Below are 15,916 nucleotides of genomic sequence, written 5' to 3'. Positions count from 1 at the left end.
CGCCATGCTCGGCGCACAAGAAAAAAGCCCCGAACTGAGTTCGAGGCTTAAGATCTTAATCAAAGCTGGTTAAATCTCTAAGAGATTATTCCCACTCGATAGTTGCTGGTGGCTTACCAGAAATATCGTAAACAACACGTGAAATGCCGTTAACTTCGTTGATAATACGGTTAGAAACCTTACCTAGGAAGTCGTATGGTAGGTGTGCCCAGTGAGCAGTCATGAAGTCGATAGTTTCTACGGCACGTAGAGATACAACCCAATCGTACTTACGGCCATCGCCCATTACGCCAACTGAACGTACTGGTAGGAATACCGTGAATGCTTGAGATACTTTGTGGTAAAGGTCAGCAGCGTGAAGCTCTTCAATGAAAATAGCATCTGCGCGACGCAGTAGATCACAGTACTCTTTCTTAATTTCGCCAAGAACACGAACACCTAGACCAGGACCCGGGAATGGGTGGCGGTAAAGCATGTTGTATGGAAGACCAAGCTCAAGGCCGATCTTACGTACTTCATCTTTAAACAGCTCACGTAGAGGTTCAACAAGACCCATTTCCATATCATCAGGAAGGCCACCAACGTTGTGGTGAGATTTGATTACGTGTGCTTTACCTGTCTTAGATGCTGCAGACTCGATTACGTCTGGGTAGATAGTACCCTGAGCAAGCCATTTAGCATTAGATAGTTTCTTAGACTCTTCATCGAAGATATCTACGAATACGTGACCGATGATTTTACGCTTAGCTTCTGGTTCAGCTTCGCCTTCCAGAGCTTTAAGGAAACGATCTTCTGCATCGACTTTGATGATGTTTAGGCCGAACTGGTCACCAAACATATCCATAACTTGCTCAGCTTCGTTTAGACGAAGAAGGCCGTTATCAACAAATACACATGTTAGTTTGTCGCCGATAGCGCGGTGAGCAAGCATCGCAACTACAGATGAATCAACACCACCAGAAAGACCAAGGATAACTTCGTCGTCACCTACTTGTTCTTTAATACGTGCAACTGCATCTTCAATGATTGAAGCTGAAGTCCACAGACCTTCACAACCACATACGTTAAGAACGAAGTTCTCAAGCATTTTCAGGCCGTTTTTAGTGTGTGTTACTTCTGGGTGGAATTGAACACCGAAGTACTTCTTCTCTTCGTTTGCCATTGCAGCGTATGGGCAAGTGTCTGTTTCAGCGATCTTTGTGAAATCAGCTGGAATCTCAACTACTTTGTCGCCGTGGCTCATCCAAACATCTTGAGTAGACTCAAGGTCAGCGAAAAGTGCAGATTCACCAGTTACTTGTACAGCAGCGTAGCCGAACTCGCGTTCAGTAGACGTTGCTACTTTACCGCCAAGTTGCTCAGCCATAGTTTGCATGCCGTAGCAGATACCGAATACAGGAACACCTGAATCAAATACGTACTGAGGTGCACGTGGAGAGTTCTCTTCCGTTACACTTTCAGGGCCACCAGATAGGATGATACCGTCTGGATTGAATTCACGAATATCCGCTTCTTCTACGTCCCAGCTCCAAAGTTCACAGTAAACACCGATCTCACGAATACGACGAGCTACTAGCTGTGTGTATTGAGAACCGAAGTCTAGAATTAGAATACGTTGGTCATGAATATTTTTAGTCATTGTAAGCAGTCTTATTGGCTATGTGATAAAACGGAGGTGAGTTTACTCACCTCTGATTAACTCTTCAAGAAATAAAGCAAACGTTTTCGTTAGATATCTTTAACCACGTGTTTTGAGACAATCGGACTTTTAACAAAACAGGCGGTAGATATAATACCAATCACAGTAAGTAAGTGTTCAGGAATAGCGTAGGAAAAAAGCCTGAGAACGAGGCTGCTCTATTCGACAAAGAGTTCTGATAAGTAGTTATTCTACAATCAAAAATTCTAACGAAGTTATCGAGGTTTTTAACAAGCTAGGATGACCAGTTATTTACTACGATTGGTATATTAATGTGCCGACTAAATCAGCACATTATTCAAACGTTTGGACGTATTATTAACCTAAACGGTAGTTAGGTGCTTCTTTCGTGATTTGAACATCGTGTACGTGAGATTCTTTCATGCCCGCACCAGAGATACGAACAAACTCAGCTTTAGTACGCATGTCTTCAACAGTTGCAGAACCCGTTAGGCCCATGCTTGAGCGTAGACCGCCCATCTGTTGGTGAACGATCTCTTTTAGACGACCTTTGTATGCGATACGACCTTCAATACCTTCTGGAACAAGCTTGTCTGCAGCGTTGTCAGATTGGAAGTAACGGTCAGAAGAGCCTTGAGACATAGCGCCAAGAGAACCCATACCACGGTAAGACTTGTAAGAACGACCGTTGTAAAGGATAACTTCACCCGGTGCTTCTTCAGTACCAGCGAACATTGAACCAACCATCACACAAGATGCGCCAGCAACGATAGCTTTACAGATATCGCCAGAGAAGCGGATACCGCCATCTGCGATTACTGGAATACCGTATTCGTTTGCAACTTCCGCTGCGTCTGCGATTGCTGTTACTTGAGGAACACCAACACCAGTAACGATACGAGTCGTACAGATTGAACCTGGGCCGATACCAACTTTAACTGCACTAACACCCGCTTCGATAAGAGCACGTGCGCCAGCACCAGTTGCTACGTTACCACCGATGATTTGTAGATCAGGGTATGCAGCGCGAGTTTCGCGGATACGGTTAAGTACGCCTTCAGAGTGACCGTGTGAAGAGTCGATAAGTAGAACGTCTACGCCAGCTTCAACTAGAGCAGCAACACGCTCTTCGTTACCAGCACCAGCACCAACAGCTGCACCTACACGTAGGCTGCCGCGCTCATCTTTACATGCGTTTGGTTTACGTTCTGCTTTGTGGAAATCTTTTGCAGTGATCATTCCAGTCAGTTGGAAGTCATCATTTACAACAAGAACTTTTTCAACACGCGCTTCGTGCATTTTCTCTTGAACTTCTTCACGAGTTGCACCTTCTTTAACAGAAGCAAGGCGAGCTTTAGGCGTCATTACTACATCAACTTTCTTAGAAAGGTCAGTAACAAAGCGAACGTCACGGCCAGTAATGATACCAACCAATTCGTTTGTTTCAGTAACAACAGGGAAACCGGCGAAGCCGTGTTTTTGAGTAAGGGCTACAACATCAGCGATTGTCGCGTCAGGGCTTACAGTTACTGGGTGAGAAACCACACCAGCTTCGTAAATTTTAACCTGGCGAACCATTTCAGCTTGCTGCTCGATTGACATATTCTTATGAATAAAGCCAATACCACCTTCTTGCGCAAGGGCAATTGCTAGGCGTGCTTCCGTAACAGTATCCATCGATGCAGAGATCATTGGGATGTTTAAAGAAATGTTTTTCGTTAACTGAGTGCGAAGATCAGCTGTGTTCGGAAGAACGGTTGAGTGTGCTGGGACGAGTAAAACGTCATCAAAAGTTAAAGCTTCTTTTGCGATTCGTAGCATTTGCAATATCTCACAACAAAGGTGTTAAAAGGAGTAAACCCAACTTTATCGTTTCGCATAATAAAGTGATTTGGATTTGATATTGCAGACGGATTATACGCACGGCGAAATCGCTTGGCTACACATTTTTGTATTTTTAATTTGCATTTCCCCCCTTGCTATGTATTATATTGCCGCTATCTTCCATACTCACGCCCTGTGAGATTCCAAGAAAGACCTTCCTTCAAGGAAAGATAGTGCTTCTATGACTAATCCAAACATCTTTACTGTTTCTCGCCTCAACTCAGAGGTTCGTCTCCTATTAGAAAACGAAATGGGAATAGTCTGGCTCGTTGGTGAAATCTCAAACTTCTCTGCACCTGTCTCTGGTCACTGGTACCTCACGCTAAAAGACTCTCGCGCTCAAGTTAAATGCGCCATGTTTCGTGGCAATAACCGCCGTGTCACCTTTAAGCCTCAGAACGGCAATCAAGTTTTAGTCAAAGCTCGCCTATCTCTTTACGAGCCACGCGGTGACTACCAACTGATCATCGAAAGCATGCAGCCAGAGGGTGACGGTAAACTTCAGCAAGAATTTGAAAAGCTGAAGATGAACCTTGCCGCAGAAGGACTGTTTGCTCAATCAAGTAAGCAAGCTCTTCCTGAACACCCAAAACGTGTTGGCGTTATCACATCTAAAACCGGTGCAGCGCTGTTTGATATTCTTGATGTACTAAAAAGGCGCGATCCTTCGCTACCGGTTGTGGTTTACCCGACCATGGTTCAAGGCGAAGAGGCGGCGATTCAGATTGCCCAAGCGATTGGACGCGCTAACGAACGCAATGAATGTGATGTGTTAATCGTGGGTCGTGGCGGCGGCTCACTGGAAGACCTATGGTGCTTCAATAACGAGATCGTAGCTCGCACAATCGCAGCAAGCCAAATCCCGATTATCAGCGCCGTTGGCCACGAAGTGGATGTCACTATCGCTGATTTCGTTGCCGATATGCGTGCCCCAACGCCATCAGCTGCCGCAGAATTGGTTAGCCGTGATAACAGTCATAAAGAACAAGCTTTCGCGTCTAAACGTGCTCGCTTAGTCAGTGCGATTCGTCATGTGTTAATCAAACAGGCGCAATCCACTCAAACGTTGAAATACCGCTTAGAGAAGCAACACCCTAGCTACCAACTTCAAAAGCAGAGTCAGCAGCTTGATGACCTAGATATGCGTTTGCGTCGTGGTATGACTCAATACCTAAAACAGCATGCACAGCGTGTTGAACGTAAACAGCACCAGCTTCAATTGAACTCGCCAGTGAAACGCCTTGGCGAACAGAAACTGCATCTGCAACGTTCAGAGCAAAAGCTATTGGATGCAATGGACAAGACATTACTAACCACTCGCCACCAGCTCGCTATGGCTGCAGAGAAGTTAGAGACCGTTAGTCCACTGGCAACCCTAAAGCGTGGCTACAGCATTACTCATTCAGAATCGAGCAAGACGGTATCATCGATTAACGATGTCGAAGTCGGTGAAGTGATCACCACTCAAGTTGAAGACGGTGTGATTGAGTCGCAAGTGACCACAAGAGTGACTAAGAGCGAGCTTTAAGTTCGACCTAACGTTTCAAACCAGAAAGCCCTATCGATAATCGACAGGGCTTTTTAGTATCTAACGCTTTCAAAAAACTAACCTATTCCAACCCTACTCAGTAGTAGAAGGCTCCTTCATGGTTAGCATCCCTTCAGTCACAATAAAGTTGATGATGAAGTCTAGCCCTTGGCTCTCTTTGAGGTTGGTGAACACGTATGGCTTGGTTGGACGCATGCGTTGTGTGTCTTGCTCCATCACCTCAAGTGACGCACCCACATATGGTGCTAAATCGATCTTATTGATAACCAGCAGATCAGAACGCGTAATACCCGGTCCGCCTTTACGTGGGATCTTCTCCCCTTCCGCTACATCAATCACGTAGATGGTAAGATCGGCTAATTCAGGGCTGAACGTCGCACTCAAGTTATCACCGCCACTTTCGACGAATACCACATCGAGGTTCTTATGCAGCTTGGCAAGCTCTTCTACCGCAGCTAAGTTCATCGACGCATCTTCACGGATCGCCGTGTGCGGACAGCCACCCGTTTCAACACCAATGATACGATCCGGTTCTAGCGCTTCTGCTCGCGTAAGTATCTTGGCATCTTCTTGAGTGTAGATGTCGTTGGTTACCACTGCGATATTGAGCTTGTCGCGAATCGCTTTACAAAGCACTTCTAATAGCGCTGTTTTACCAGACCCTACCGGGCCGCCAATACCAATTCGAAGTGGTTGCTTATAACTTTCCATTGTCTACTTCCTTATATTCTTTTTGCTACATCGTTCGCGCTAACCGCTACGAACGAAATAGTCGTGTGTATTGTGTTTCGTGCAATGAACTCGCTAATGCCATCGAAGGCGAAAAGCTGCCTATCATCCAATCTTCTATCGTGCGGGCCTTTTCGATCACCTCAGGAAAGGTGTTGGTGATATTAATCAATGCCAACTGACCATCGGTTTGACCTAAAGGCACTAACTTGACCCCTGCGGTAACGATGTTTTCAAGCCAACTCCATAAATAACCCTGCTTGAGGCTCTCTAAATCAATACCCCAATGCTGAGCCGCCATACACATGCCCAACAATTGGTTTGGATGACTATCAACAGAATCCACCAGCGAAATATCGATATCCAAGCGCTTCAACAAGGTGTTCAATGCATGCCCACGCTGCTTCTCTTCCGCTCGCAATTCACTGGTTTCACGGCTTGAGTATAAGTAGTTACACCAATGCTCAATCTCATCGATTTCACCCTTTTCTAGCGCGTGATAAAGACGCTCTAAGATAGGTAATTCCAAAGTTGCGACACTGGAACTGACGATGGTATTAAGCCACTGTTCCATGCTGTTGCGATCGGTCACCCACCCCGCTTCAACCGCTAACTCTAAGCCTTGCGAATAAGTGAACCCACCAATCGGCAACGATGGACTGATCAATTGAAACAGACGATAGACGGCTACATTTTCTGTTGTGGTCATAATCGTGCCCTCAGTCTTCCAGAATCAAATAAGTTCGAGAGCCTACGCGCCTAACAGCAATAGTGCGCTTGCTGAAGCCACGCCGACTGACAACCATTTAGAGTAAACCGCGCGACCAACAAAAGTACCGATAACCATCAGAGCCAAAGCACTGATACTCATGCCTGTTGCGAACTGAGTCAGGTTGCTCGCGGCTTCAACGCCGTGTGCGTAACCATGGAAAAACAACATAGCAATCGAAGCAACTAATACGCTGTTTACACGCTTGGTTGATGGTGAGAATACATGCCATAAACATAAGCTGACGACAAACAGAGAAGCGATAATGGCAGGCTCAACAATCACAGAGAAACCTAGGGCTTGGCCTGCGATAAGCCCTACCACTAAAGACACCAATCCACCGCCAATCAGAGCTGCTTTTGTCTTGGTGGAAAATGACAGTGCGCCAATTAATAAACCGAAAGCGATCAGCATGATCAGATGATCCATGCCAGTCACAGGGTGAGTTAAGCCAGACATAAACGAGTGAGACTCATGAACTGAATGCGCCCCATGTCCTGGGTGAGCGAAAGCCATCGTTGATGTTGTTAGAGAAGCTATTGTGAAAGTGCATAAGCCTGCAGCTGTTTTAAAGTTCATCGCGAGTTCCTTGCTTTATACCAATCGTAGTAAATAATTGCTCACCCTAGCTTGCTAAAATGCTCGATAACTGCGTTATAATTTTTGATTGTAGAATAACTACTTATCGAAAAATTATGCCTTGTTCTCAAGCCTTTTTTCTGCGCTATTGTTGATCACTTACTTACTGTGATTGGTATTATTGTTATTAATATCGTTGTTATATAAATCGTTTAGTGAGTCATCAATGACTCGATTAATGATGGTGATGATGTCCACCTGAGCGACCGCCATAAGCGCCACCTTCAGGTTCAAAGGGTTGTTTTTCGGTCGTCACTATCGCGCCCAAACCTTCAACCATTTCATCTAAAACATGGTCGTGTTGATAACGAACCCAACCCGCTTCCACTTGCAGCGGAACATGACGGTTACCAAGGTGATACGCCACTCGCGTTAACAGGAGCAAGTCTTCACAGTAAACAGTCGAAACGGTTTCTGGTGCCGCTTTCACTTCCACTACCAAGCCACATTCACTCGACAGTTGTTCGCCACCACGCAAGATATGACCTCGCGGTAGAAACAGGCCGGCATTACGTCCGTCATCTAACATCACCTTAAGACGGCTTTTGATTCGGCTATCGATCGGCAGGCTTAAGTAGCCATCCGGTGCATTTTGCATTTGAGTATTCAGTTGAGTCAGTTCAATCATTGCTATTACCTCAATCTCCTTGTGAGATTTATAACGTTTAAATTAGGAGCCTTCAGCCTAAAAGCCCTTAGCTAAGAGCTAGAACAAGAGCCTTCAGCTCAGCGCTAAAATAAAAGCCTTCAGCCGAGCTCTTAAAATAGAAAATACCGTTGTGCCATTGGTAGTTCTTCAGCAGGCTCACAAGTTAGCAATTCACCATCGGCGCGTACTTGATACGTCTGAGAGTCGACCTCAATTTTTGGCATCCAATCGTTGAGCTTCATGTCGGCTTTGCTGATATTTCGGCAGTTGCTCACAACACCAATCAAGCTCTGCAAACCCAATTGCTTATCAATGTTCTGCGCCTTGGCTTCCTTAGAAACAAACAACATTGATGTGTTTTGACATGCCTTGCCGTAGCTACCAAACATTGAACGGTAATGGACTGGCTGAGGTGTTGGGATTGAAGCATTTGGGTCACCCATCGGCGCCATGGCGATCATGCCGCCTTTCAAAATCACACTAGGTTTCACACCAAAGAAAGCGGGCTTCCACAACACTAAGTCTGCTAATTTCCCTGCTTCGATAGAACCGATTTCATGAGACATACCATGAGTGATCGCTGGGTTGATGGTGTACTTAGCGACATAGCGTCTTAATCGGAAGTTATCGCTGTAGTCTGAATCTTCTTTTAGGCTGCCGCGCTGAACTTTCATCTTGTGCGCAGTTTGCCAAGTTCGAGTTATTACTTCACCCACTCGTCCCATTGCTTGTGAGTCCGAAGCGATCATCGAAAAGGCACCTAAGTCATGAAGAATGTCTTCTGCGGCAATGGTTTCACGGCGGATACGTGACTCTGCGAACGCGACATCTTCAGCAATCGATGGTGACAAGTGATGACAGACCATCAACATGTCTAAGTGCTCATCGACGGTATTGATGGTGTAAGGGCGTGTTGGATTGGTTGAGGAAGGCAAAACGTTCGGCTCACCTGCAGCACGAATAATATCGGGAGCATGACCACCGCCCGCACCTTCGGTGTGATAGGTATGAATCACGCGGTCGCCGATTGCGCCAAGTGTCGATTCAACAAAACCAGATTCATTCAGAGTGTCGGTATGAATCGCAACTTGTACGTCCATCTCGTCAGCCACACTCAAACAGGTATCGATTGAAGCGGGAGTGGTTCCCCAGTCTTCGTGTAACTTCAAACCCACCGCGCCTGCCGCTACTTGCTCACGTAGTGCTTCTGGCTGACTGGCATTGCCTTTGCCTAACAAACCAAAGTTCATCGGGAATTGATCGAGTGACTCTAGCATGCGGTGCATGTTCCAAGGCCCCGGTGTGCATGTGGTCGCGTTAGTACCTGTGTTTGGTCCAGTGCCACCGCCGATCATGGTTGTCACACCTGACGCCAGTGCTTCTTCAATCTGTTGTGGGCAAATAAAATGAATGTGTGAATCAATACCACCAGCAGTCAAGATTGAACCTTCGCCTGCTAAAATTTCCGTGCCCGGGCCAATCACAATATCAACGCCCGGTTGAACATCTGGGTTGCCCGCTTTGCCCAATGCCTGAACTCGACCATCTTTGACTGCGACATCGGCTTTTACGATGCCCCAGTAATCCAACACAATCGCGTTAGTGATCACCAAATCTGGAGTTTCGGCACTTGGACGTTGGCTTTGCCCTTGTCCATCACGGATAACTTTGCCGCCGCCGAATTTCACTTCGTCGCCGTATACGGTGTAATCTTTTTCAACTTCTAGCCATAAATCAGTGTCAGCAAGACGCACTCGGTCTCCAACTGTAGGCCCAAACATTTCGGCATAAGCCTGTTTGGATATCGTCGCCATGTTCAATCCTTTGTTATTTTCATTATTCCGTGGGAGCGCTTAGAGCTTGCCCATCACCTTTCCTTGGAAGCCATAGATCTCTAACTTACCGGCATAACGCACTAACTCGACGCTGCGCGACTGACCCGGCTCAAAGCGGGTTGCAGTACCCGCAGGAATATTGAGTCGAAAGCCTTTAGTGACTTCTCGGTTAAAGATCAGCGAAGGGTTTGCTTCATAGAAGTGGTAATGAGAGCCAATTTGGACAGGACGATCGCCAATGTTTTGCACCTTAACGGACGTTATGTCGCGGCCTTCATTGAGAGTGATGTCACCGGGAGCGGTTTCGACTTTTCCGGGAACGAATCCTGAGTATTGTTTTGTGGAACCAGCCATATTACTTCTCCCTACACGATAGGTTCATGAACGGTCACCAGCTTGGTGCCATCAGGAAAAGTGGCTTCGACTTGTACATCAGGGATCATGGAAGGGATCCCCTCCATAACGTCATCGACAGTAAGCAGTGTGCGTCCAAAATCCATCAACTCTGAAACGGTTTTACCCTCGCGGGCACCTTCGAGAATGGCACTGCTGATCAGTGCAATAGATTCTGGGTAGTTGAGTTTTAAGCCTTTTTGTTTGCGCTGCTGTGCCAGCATTCCTGCGCAGAAGATAAGTAGCTTATCTTTTTCTCTTGGTGTTAATTCCATTTAGCCGCCCGCTGTTAGTGTTGTTTTCTTAGTGCTCAAAAACACATGAGCAGTAAGTGGGATTCAATCACAGCAAGCTTGAAAAAATGTACCTAGGGTCGGAAGTCACCCTAGGTACAAAAAGGGCTAATCGCTAAGTCGCCCAAATCCTTGGTAAATCAGGAGTCGTACCACATAAATGAGAGCGAGTTGCTTGCCAAATCTGACCAAAGGCTTGGAGGATATCTTCACTCCAATTACCCAAGGCTCGCACCACAATCAATCCTTCTATCTGAGTAGCACCCAATATTAATGTGGGTTCACTCGACGTTTTTGATGTAACTGATTGCTGTGAAGCTTGCTGTGTAATAGATATGAGCAAGCTCTGTACCAACTCTAGATCTTGCTTCTCATTTGAGGTGATATAAAAGGTTCCCATCATTGAATAATCAAGTAACCCCATATTTATCATTAACTTATCGCCACCATGAAAATTAAAGCCTTCAGTCAGAAGCCTTTGATTATCAAGATAGATTTCTGTTTTCCCAACGAGATGACCATGCTCGAATCCCTCATTCTGTGCAGGGCGTCCAAAACAGTGCATCTCCCAACCCCAAAACTGTGCACCCTTTTCTAGGCGAATTTCAGTATCTAAACGAACGTGTGCATTGGGGAAAAAGATGTTCTCTTGCGGCATCCATTCCAAGCGTGCATCTTTCTTCACTCGTAGGGTCTGCTTCTGCTTGGCGTACTTGTTGTTTGAGCGATAAAACTTGGTCGCACCGGGTGTGGTAATCAACGCGTGAGCACCGTGCTCAAGATTCACGTTAATATTGAGAGTGTCACCACCTACCACTCCGCCGGGGGGATGGAGTAAGTAGGTGTGACACGTTTCCCCATCAGGATACAGGGGGCGTTGCACCGCAAGCGGACCAGACTGCTGACGATTCTTTAATACGGTTTTATCACCTCGATCGACAAAGGTGAGGTTTAAACTCGCTTGCCAACCATCACGAATATCTTGTTCGATGGTCTCATTCAAAGATAAAGCTTCTACTAAAGAAGCCTTGCTTACTTCATTCGGAGAAAAGAGAGAATTCATACGGTTAGGTACTCCTTTATCAAGGACTCATCGAGCCCTGTCATTTCACCTTCAGCCACCTGACGCCCACGGTCGAGAATACAGAAGCGGTCACCGACCTTTCTCGCAAATGGCAACTTCTGCTCAACCAACAACACCGTGAGTCCCATTTTCTCGTTGAGCATGCGAATGATGTCGCCAATCTCTTGCACAATATTGGGTTGAATACCCTCCGTCGGCTCATCCAAGATCAATAGCTTTGGATTCACCACCAGCGCACGCCCAATCGCTAGCTGTTGCTGCTGGCCACCCGATAAATCACCACCGCGACGATGTAGCATCTCTTTTAACACTGGGAAAATATCGAAGATGAATTCAGGGATCTTGCGGTCACCCTTTTTACGAATCGGTAAACCGACCTCTAGATTTTCTTGAACAGTGAGCATTGGGAAGATCTGGCGACCTTGCGGTACATAGCCGATCCCTTGGCGTGGACGGTCCTCGGCATCGGTTTTCAAAAGTGACTCACCCGATAAGGAGATGTCACCGCTTTCAACCTTCACCAACCCCATAATGCATTGCAGTAAGGTGGTTTTACCGACACCATTTCGCCCCATTAGCACCGTGCATTTACCTTCTGGGATCTGCATATCCAAATCCCACAGCGTGTGGCTCTCACCGTAATATTGATTAACTGATTTAACCTCTAACATCCTATTCTCCGAGATAAACTTGTTTAACTTCAGGGTGAGCCTGCACTTGATCCATGGTGCCTTCTGCCAACACGTGACCTTGATGAAGCACGGTGACGTGGCTAGCAATCGAACGAACGAAATCCATATCGTGTTCAACTACAACCACCGAGTGCTTACCTGCTAGCGAGTTAAGAAGTTCAGAGGTGCGATCCATTTCTTGGTGAGTCATACCTGCCACGGGTTCATCCACCAGCAATAGCCTAGGGTTTTGCATCAATAACATGCCTATCTCTAACCACTGTTTCTGACCGTGAGACAGGTTACCTGCCAAATTCGCCGCTTCGTCTTTAAGGTGAATAAGCTCTAGTACCGAGGTGAGTTTGTCTTTCTGCTCGCCAGACATCACGGCAGTGAAAGTTGCCCACACCGAGCGATCACCGGCCATGGCTAATTCAAGGTTCTGCCACACAGTTAAACATTCAATCACGGTCGGCTTTTGGAACTTACGCCCAACGCCTGCGTTAGCAATTTCAGCTTCGTTCATCTTGAGTAGATTGATGTTCGAACCTAACCACACTTCGCCAGTATCTGGCTTAGTTTTCCCGGTAATGATGTCCATCATGGTGGTTTTACCTGCACCATTAGGGCCGATGATGCAGCGCAGTTCGCCCTCTTTGATGTAGAGATTGAGGTCGTTAATCGCTTGGAAACCATCGAAGCTTTTGTTGACGCCTTCGACATACAACAGCACGTTATGTCGAGTATCGATGGCAGGATGAATATCGGGTTTGAGGTAATCAAAGACTTCGTCTCGACGAGTGAACGCCTGAACCGATTCCTTTACGCTATTAAATGTGGTCATGCGATCACCTCCTTGGCCTTGTGCTGATCATCCTTATCTTTATCTTGGTTTTTCCCATTTGATGCCTTGCGCAGCTGCTGCCACTTTTCACTGACAAAGCCAATCACACCTTGTGGGAAGTACATGGTTGAGAGTACGAATAGTCCACCCAGAGCAAACAGCCACACCTCCGGGAACTCAACCGTAAACCAACTCTTGGCGTAGTTGATGATCAATGCACCGACAATGGCACCAAACAGAGTGGCACGACCGCCTAAGGCTACCCAAACCACAATCTCAATCGAGTTAAGAGGAGCAAATTCTCCCGGGTTAATGATGCCAACTTGAGGGACATATAAAGCCCCGGCAATACCGGCGATAACCGCAGAAAGAACGAAGACCCACAGCTTGATGCCATCGACGTCATAGCCCATAAAGCGAGTGCGTGATTCCGTATCACGAATCGCTAATGCCACACGACCTAATCGACTGGTCACCACCATGCGACAAGCTATGTAGCTGAGAATAAGCGCAATACCAGTCGCGACAAACAGACCTATCTTGACCGCATCACTCTGCAAACTCAGACCGATGATGTCTTTGAAATCCGTCAGTCCGTTGTTGCCACCAAAGCCCATTTCGTTGCGGAAAAATGCCAGCATCAATGCGTAAGTTAATGCCTGAGTCATGATAGAAAGATACACCCCGGACACACGAGAGCGGAAAGCTAAATAACCGAACAAGTAAGCCAATGCGCCCGGCACTAGCACCACCATCAGGCAAGCAAACCAGAACTGGTCAAAGCCCTGCCAGAACCACGGCAACGCAGACCAATCAAGGAACACCATGAAATCTGGTAAGACTGGATCACCATAAACCCCACGGTCACCAATCTGACGCATCAAGTACATGCCCATCGCATAACCACCAAGCGCAAAGAAAGCACCGTGGCCAAGGCTCAAGATTCCGAGATAGCCCCACACCAGATCGAGCGCCAACGCCAACATTGCGTAGCTCAGATATTTGCCCATCAGCGAGATAGTAAAAGTCTCTACATGGAGCGGGTGCCCACTTGGTAACATGGTGTTAGCCAGTGGGATAAGAATAACGGCCGCTAGAATGGCAAGGATGGTCAGTTGGCCACCTTTGTCACCACGCATTGCCGAAAGTACAAATGATTTTGACTGCATGATGTTGTCCTTAACCTTCAGCCGCACGACCACGTTGCGGGAAGAGTCCGCGTGGGCGTTTTTGAATAAATAGAATGATGAAAACCAGTACCAAAATCTTGGCGAGAACCGCACCAGCCCATGGTTCTAAAATTTTATTGAACAAACCAAGGCTTAAGCCTGCGACTAATGTTCCCCACAAGTTGCCTACTCCGCCGAACACCACCACCATGAAAGAATCGATGATGTACGCCTGTCCCATATTAGGGCCAACGTTGGTCAGTTGAGACAGTGCCACGCCTGCAACACCCGCAACGCCAGAGCCTAAACCGAAGGTCATCGCATCAACTCGCTCTGAACGAATACCCATCGCACGAGCCATGCCACGGTTTTGAGAAACCGCACGAACCTGCAAACCTAGTGGTGTCTTTTTCAGAACCATTAATAAGCCCATAAATACCAAACCACAGAAGAGAATGATATAAAGTCGGTTGTAAGTCAGGGACAACATTGGGTTCAATTGAAGTGCGCCAGACATCCATTCAGGCGTGCTCACTGAGCGGTTCAAAGGAGAGAAAATAGAACGAACAGCCTGCTGCAAGATTAAGCTAATACCAAAGGTCGCGAGTAAGGTTTCCAATGGGCGACCATAAAGATGACGAATCACACTTCGCTCAATCGCAATGCCCACTAAGCCAGAAACAATGAATGCCGCTGGAATGGAAAGTATCAGCGCTAGGCCAATATGATTCGGCATCAACAACTGCAATACGTAGGTGGTGTAAGCGCCAATCATGATCAGCTCGCCATGAGCCATGTTGATAACGCCCATCACACCAAAGGTAATCGCTAAGCCAATGCCTGCCAGTACCAATACCGAGCCTAAACTCAAACCGAAGAATACTGTTTCTACACCCGAATAGAGTGCTTGGCTTTGTTGATAGCTATCCATCGCACGTTCTGCTGCAGCGGTAATGCTTGGATCTTGCTCACTGTTCAGTAGTTGGTTCAGTGTTTTCAGAACCACCGAGTGTTTGAAGTCGCCAACTCGTTCAATTGAAGCCACACGATCTTCAATGGTGGCACTGTTATTAAGAGAAGTGGCAATCGCTAACGACAAATCCATTAGCTCAGCTACTTTGCCATCTGATTCATTGGCTCTGAGTTCAGTTAGTCGTTCGATAATGTCAGCGTCTTTGGTTCCTAACAAATCCAAAACCGCCTTATAACGCACATCAGGGTTGCCGCTGTTCAGTCCAATCGAGGCTATTTCCCCGCGTAATATCCCGCGAAGTTTGTTATTCACACGAACCTTTTTAAACTGTCTCGCATTCTCGATATTAAGCGTTGAATCATCCCATACTGACTGAGCTGACGTCGCTGTTTTGATACTTTGAATGAGGTAGAGCTGTTTGTACTGCTCGCTCTGTTTCTCATTGAAGTAGTAAAGGTTTCCGTTTAACCAGCCATCTAAAATAGCTTTCGACACATCTTCCGTTTGCGTCTCAATCACCCAATCGATAGCTAATTCTTTATCCGATGTTTTCTTACCAACTAGCGCCTTGGTAAAGCTAGCTTCATCCGTTATTCCAGCAAAAGCCAACTGAGCACTGACTGCCATGAGCAACAGCGCTTTAAATACGTTTAATACGTTTTTCATCCCTGCTTCCTTAACCAACCAAGTTAGATATTGTTATTTTTACTTGGAGGATGTGTGGATAGTGGTTGTTACCTGAAACGATGAGCCTTCCGTTCGCTTCGCCCGTTAA

General features: G+C 46.6%; 15 protein-coding genes. 1 reads left to right on the top strand and 14 read right to left on the bottom strand.

The window, feature by feature from the left end; translation table 11 throughout:
* Positions 1-85: 85 nt before the first annotated feature.
* Both guaA and guaB read right to left on the bottom strand, forming a co-directional pair.
* The gene (gene guaA, locus AB4517_RS15680; protein WP_017059729.1) at positions 86-1,639 is read right to left on the bottom strand and encodes a glutamine-hydrolyzing GMP synthase; all 1,554 of its coding nucleotides are present in this window, start codon (positions 1,637-1,639) and stop codon (positions 86-88) included.
* 378 nt (positions 1,640-2,017) lie between these two features.
* Positions 2,018-3,481: an IMP dehydrogenase gene (gene guaB, locus AB4517_RS15675; protein WP_017062496.1), complete on the bottom strand. Its 1,464-nt coding sequence runs from the start codon at positions 3,479-3,481 to the stop codon at positions 2,018-2,020.
* Positions 3,482-3,725: 244 nt separating this feature from the next.
* Between guaB and xseA the strand changes: the two genes are divergently transcribed.
* Entirely contained in the window at positions 3,726-5,072 is a 1,347-nt protein-coding gene (xseA, locus tag AB4517_RS15670) for an exodeoxyribonuclease VII large subunit (protein ID WP_065584650.1), read from the top strand.
* Between the two features lie 93 nt (positions 5,073-5,165).
* On the opposite strand, the gene ureG is transcribed toward xseA, so the two are convergent.
* From ureG to urtB, 12 genes are all read right to left on the bottom strand, one after another.
* Complete coding sequence (gene ureG, locus AB4517_RS15665) at positions 5,166-5,804, bottom strand: urease accessory protein UreG (RefSeq protein ID WP_017062498.1); 639 nt, start codon at positions 5,802-5,804, stop codon at positions 5,166-5,168.
* 46 nt (positions 5,805-5,850) lie between these two features.
* Complete coding sequence (locus tag AB4517_RS15660) at positions 5,851-6,531, bottom strand: urease accessory protein UreF (protein ID WP_065584651.1); 681 nt, start codon at positions 6,529-6,531, stop codon at positions 5,851-5,853.
* A gap of 42 nt (positions 6,532-6,573) precedes the next feature.
* Positions 6,574-7,170, bottom strand: coding sequence for a HupE/UreJ family protein (locus tag AB4517_RS15655; RefSeq protein WP_017079882.1), 597 nt, complete (start codon positions 7,168-7,170; stop codon positions 6,574-6,576).
* Positions 7,171-7,405: 235 nt separating this feature from the next.
* On the bottom strand, positions 7,406-7,858 hold the full coding sequence (gene ureE, locus AB4517_RS15650) for an urease accessory protein UreE (protein WP_137002166.1): 453 nt from the start codon (positions 7,856-7,858) through the stop codon (positions 7,406-7,408).
* Positions 7,859-7,989: 131 nt separating this feature from the next.
* Positions 7,990-9,693 (bottom strand): urease subunit alpha, encoded by a 1,704-nt coding sequence (gene ureC, locus AB4517_RS15645; RefSeq protein ID WP_372148641.1) that lies wholly within the window; start codon positions 9,691-9,693, stop codon positions 7,990-7,992.
* 39 nt (positions 9,694-9,732) lie between these two features.
* The gene (locus AB4517_RS15640) at positions 9,733-10,068 is read right to left on the bottom strand and encodes an urease subunit beta (protein ID WP_372148639.1); all 336 of its coding nucleotides are present in this window, start codon (positions 10,066-10,068) and stop codon (positions 9,733-9,735) included.
* 11 nt (positions 10,069-10,079) lie between these two features.
* Positions 10,080-10,382: an urease subunit gamma gene (gene ureA / locus AB4517_RS15635; protein ID WP_004735119.1), complete on the bottom strand. Its 303-nt coding sequence runs from the start codon at positions 10,380-10,382 to the stop codon at positions 10,080-10,082.
* Between the two features lie 133 nt (positions 10,383-10,515).
* Positions 10,516-11,463: an urease accessory protein UreD gene (locus AB4517_RS15630; RefSeq protein ID WP_017062504.1), complete on the bottom strand. Its 948-nt coding sequence runs from the start codon at positions 11,461-11,463 to the stop codon at positions 10,516-10,518.
* Positions 11,460-12,155, bottom strand: a complete 696-nt coding sequence (urtE, locus tag AB4517_RS15625) for an urea ABC transporter ATP-binding subunit UrtE (RefSeq protein ID WP_008222775.1) — start codon at positions 12,153-12,155, stop codon at positions 11,460-11,462. Before urtE ends, AB4517_RS15630 begins: the two co-directional genes overlap by 4 nt.
* 1 nt (position 12,156) lies before the next feature.
* A complete protein-coding gene (gene urtD / locus AB4517_RS15620) occupies positions 12,157-12,999 on the bottom strand; it encodes an urea ABC transporter ATP-binding protein UrtD (RefSeq protein WP_017056203.1) in 843 nt (280 codons plus the stop codon).
* Positions 12,996-14,168, bottom strand: coding sequence for an urea ABC transporter permease subunit UrtC (gene urtC / locus AB4517_RS15615; RefSeq protein WP_017062507.1), 1,173 nt, complete (start codon positions 14,166-14,168; stop codon positions 12,996-12,998). Before urtC ends, urtD begins: the two co-directional genes overlap by 4 nt.
* A gap of 10 nt (positions 14,169-14,178) precedes the next feature.
* Positions 14,179-15,807 (bottom strand): urea ABC transporter permease subunit UrtB, encoded by a 1,629-nt coding sequence (gene urtB, locus AB4517_RS15610; protein WP_372055855.1) that lies wholly within the window; start codon positions 15,805-15,807, stop codon positions 14,179-14,181.
* Between the last annotated feature and the right edge of the window lie 109 nt (positions 15,808-15,916).

Origin of the sequence: Vibrio sp. 10N.222.52.C3, from assembly GCF_041474195.1 — a bacterium.
Taxonomy (GTDB): domain Bacteria; phylum Pseudomonadota; class Gammaproteobacteria; order Enterobacterales; family Vibrionaceae; genus Vibrio; species Vibrio crassostreae_C.
The sequence above is the reverse complement of the archived record's forward strand: the minus strand, read 5'-3'. Positions and strand labels throughout refer to the sequence as shown.

What these genes read in the sequence shown, in the direction of transcription:
- guaA (WP_017059729.1), bottom strand. Translation starts at nt 1,639, where the DNA reads ATGACTAAAAATATTCATGACCAACGTATTCTAATTCTAGACTTCGGT.
- ureC (WP_372148641.1), bottom strand. Translation starts at nt 9,693, where the DNA reads ATGGCGACGATATCCAAACAGGCTTATGCCGAAATGTTTGGGCCTACA.
- AB4517_RS15660 (WP_065584651.1), bottom strand. Translation starts at nt 6,531, where the DNA reads ATGACCACAACAGAAAATGTAGCCGTCTATCGTCTGTTTCAATTGATC.
- guaB (WP_017062496.1), bottom strand. Translation starts at nt 3,481, where the DNA reads ATGCTACGAATCGCAAAAGAAGCTTTAACTTTTGATGACGTTTTACTC.
- urtD (WP_017056203.1), bottom strand. Translation starts at nt 12,999, where the DNA reads ATGACCACATTTAATAGCGTAAAGGAATCGGTTCAGGCGTTCACTCGT.
- ureA (WP_004735119.1), bottom strand. Translation starts at nt 10,382, where the DNA reads ATGGAATTAACACCAAGAGAAAAAGATAAGCTACTTATCTTCTGCGCA.
- ureG (WP_017062498.1), bottom strand. Translation starts at nt 5,804, where the DNA reads ATGGAAAGTTATAAGCAACCACTTCGAATTGGTATTGGCGGCCCGGTA.
- xseA (WP_065584650.1), top strand. Translation starts at nt 3,726, where the DNA reads ATGACTAATCCAAACATCTTTACTGTTTCTCGCCTCAACTCAGAGGTT.
- AB4517_RS15630 (WP_017062504.1), bottom strand. Translation starts at nt 11,463, where the DNA reads ATGAATTCTCTCTTTTCTCCGAATGAAGTAAGCAAGGCTTCTTTAGTA.
- AB4517_RS15640 (WP_372148639.1), bottom strand. Translation starts at nt 10,068, where the DNA reads ATGGCTGGTTCCACAAAACAATACTCAGGATTCGTTCCCGGAAAAGTC.
- urtE (WP_008222775.1), bottom strand. Translation starts at nt 12,155, where the DNA reads ATGTTAGAGGTTAAATCAGTTAATCAATATTACGGTGAGAGCCACACG.
- AB4517_RS15655 (WP_017079882.1), bottom strand. Translation starts at nt 7,170, where the DNA reads ATGAACTTTAAAACAGCTGCAGGCTTATGCACTTTCACAATAGCTTCT.
- urtB (WP_372055855.1), bottom strand. Translation starts at nt 15,807, where the DNA reads ATGAAAAACGTATTAAACGTATTTAAAGCGCTGTTGCTCATGGCAGTC.
- urtC (WP_017062507.1), bottom strand. Translation starts at nt 14,168, where the DNA reads ATGCAGTCAAAATCATTTGTACTTTCGGCAATGCGTGGTGACAAAGGT.
- ureE (WP_137002166.1), bottom strand. Translation starts at nt 7,858, where the DNA reads ATGATTGAACTGACTCAACTGAATACTCAAATGCAAAATGCACCGGAT.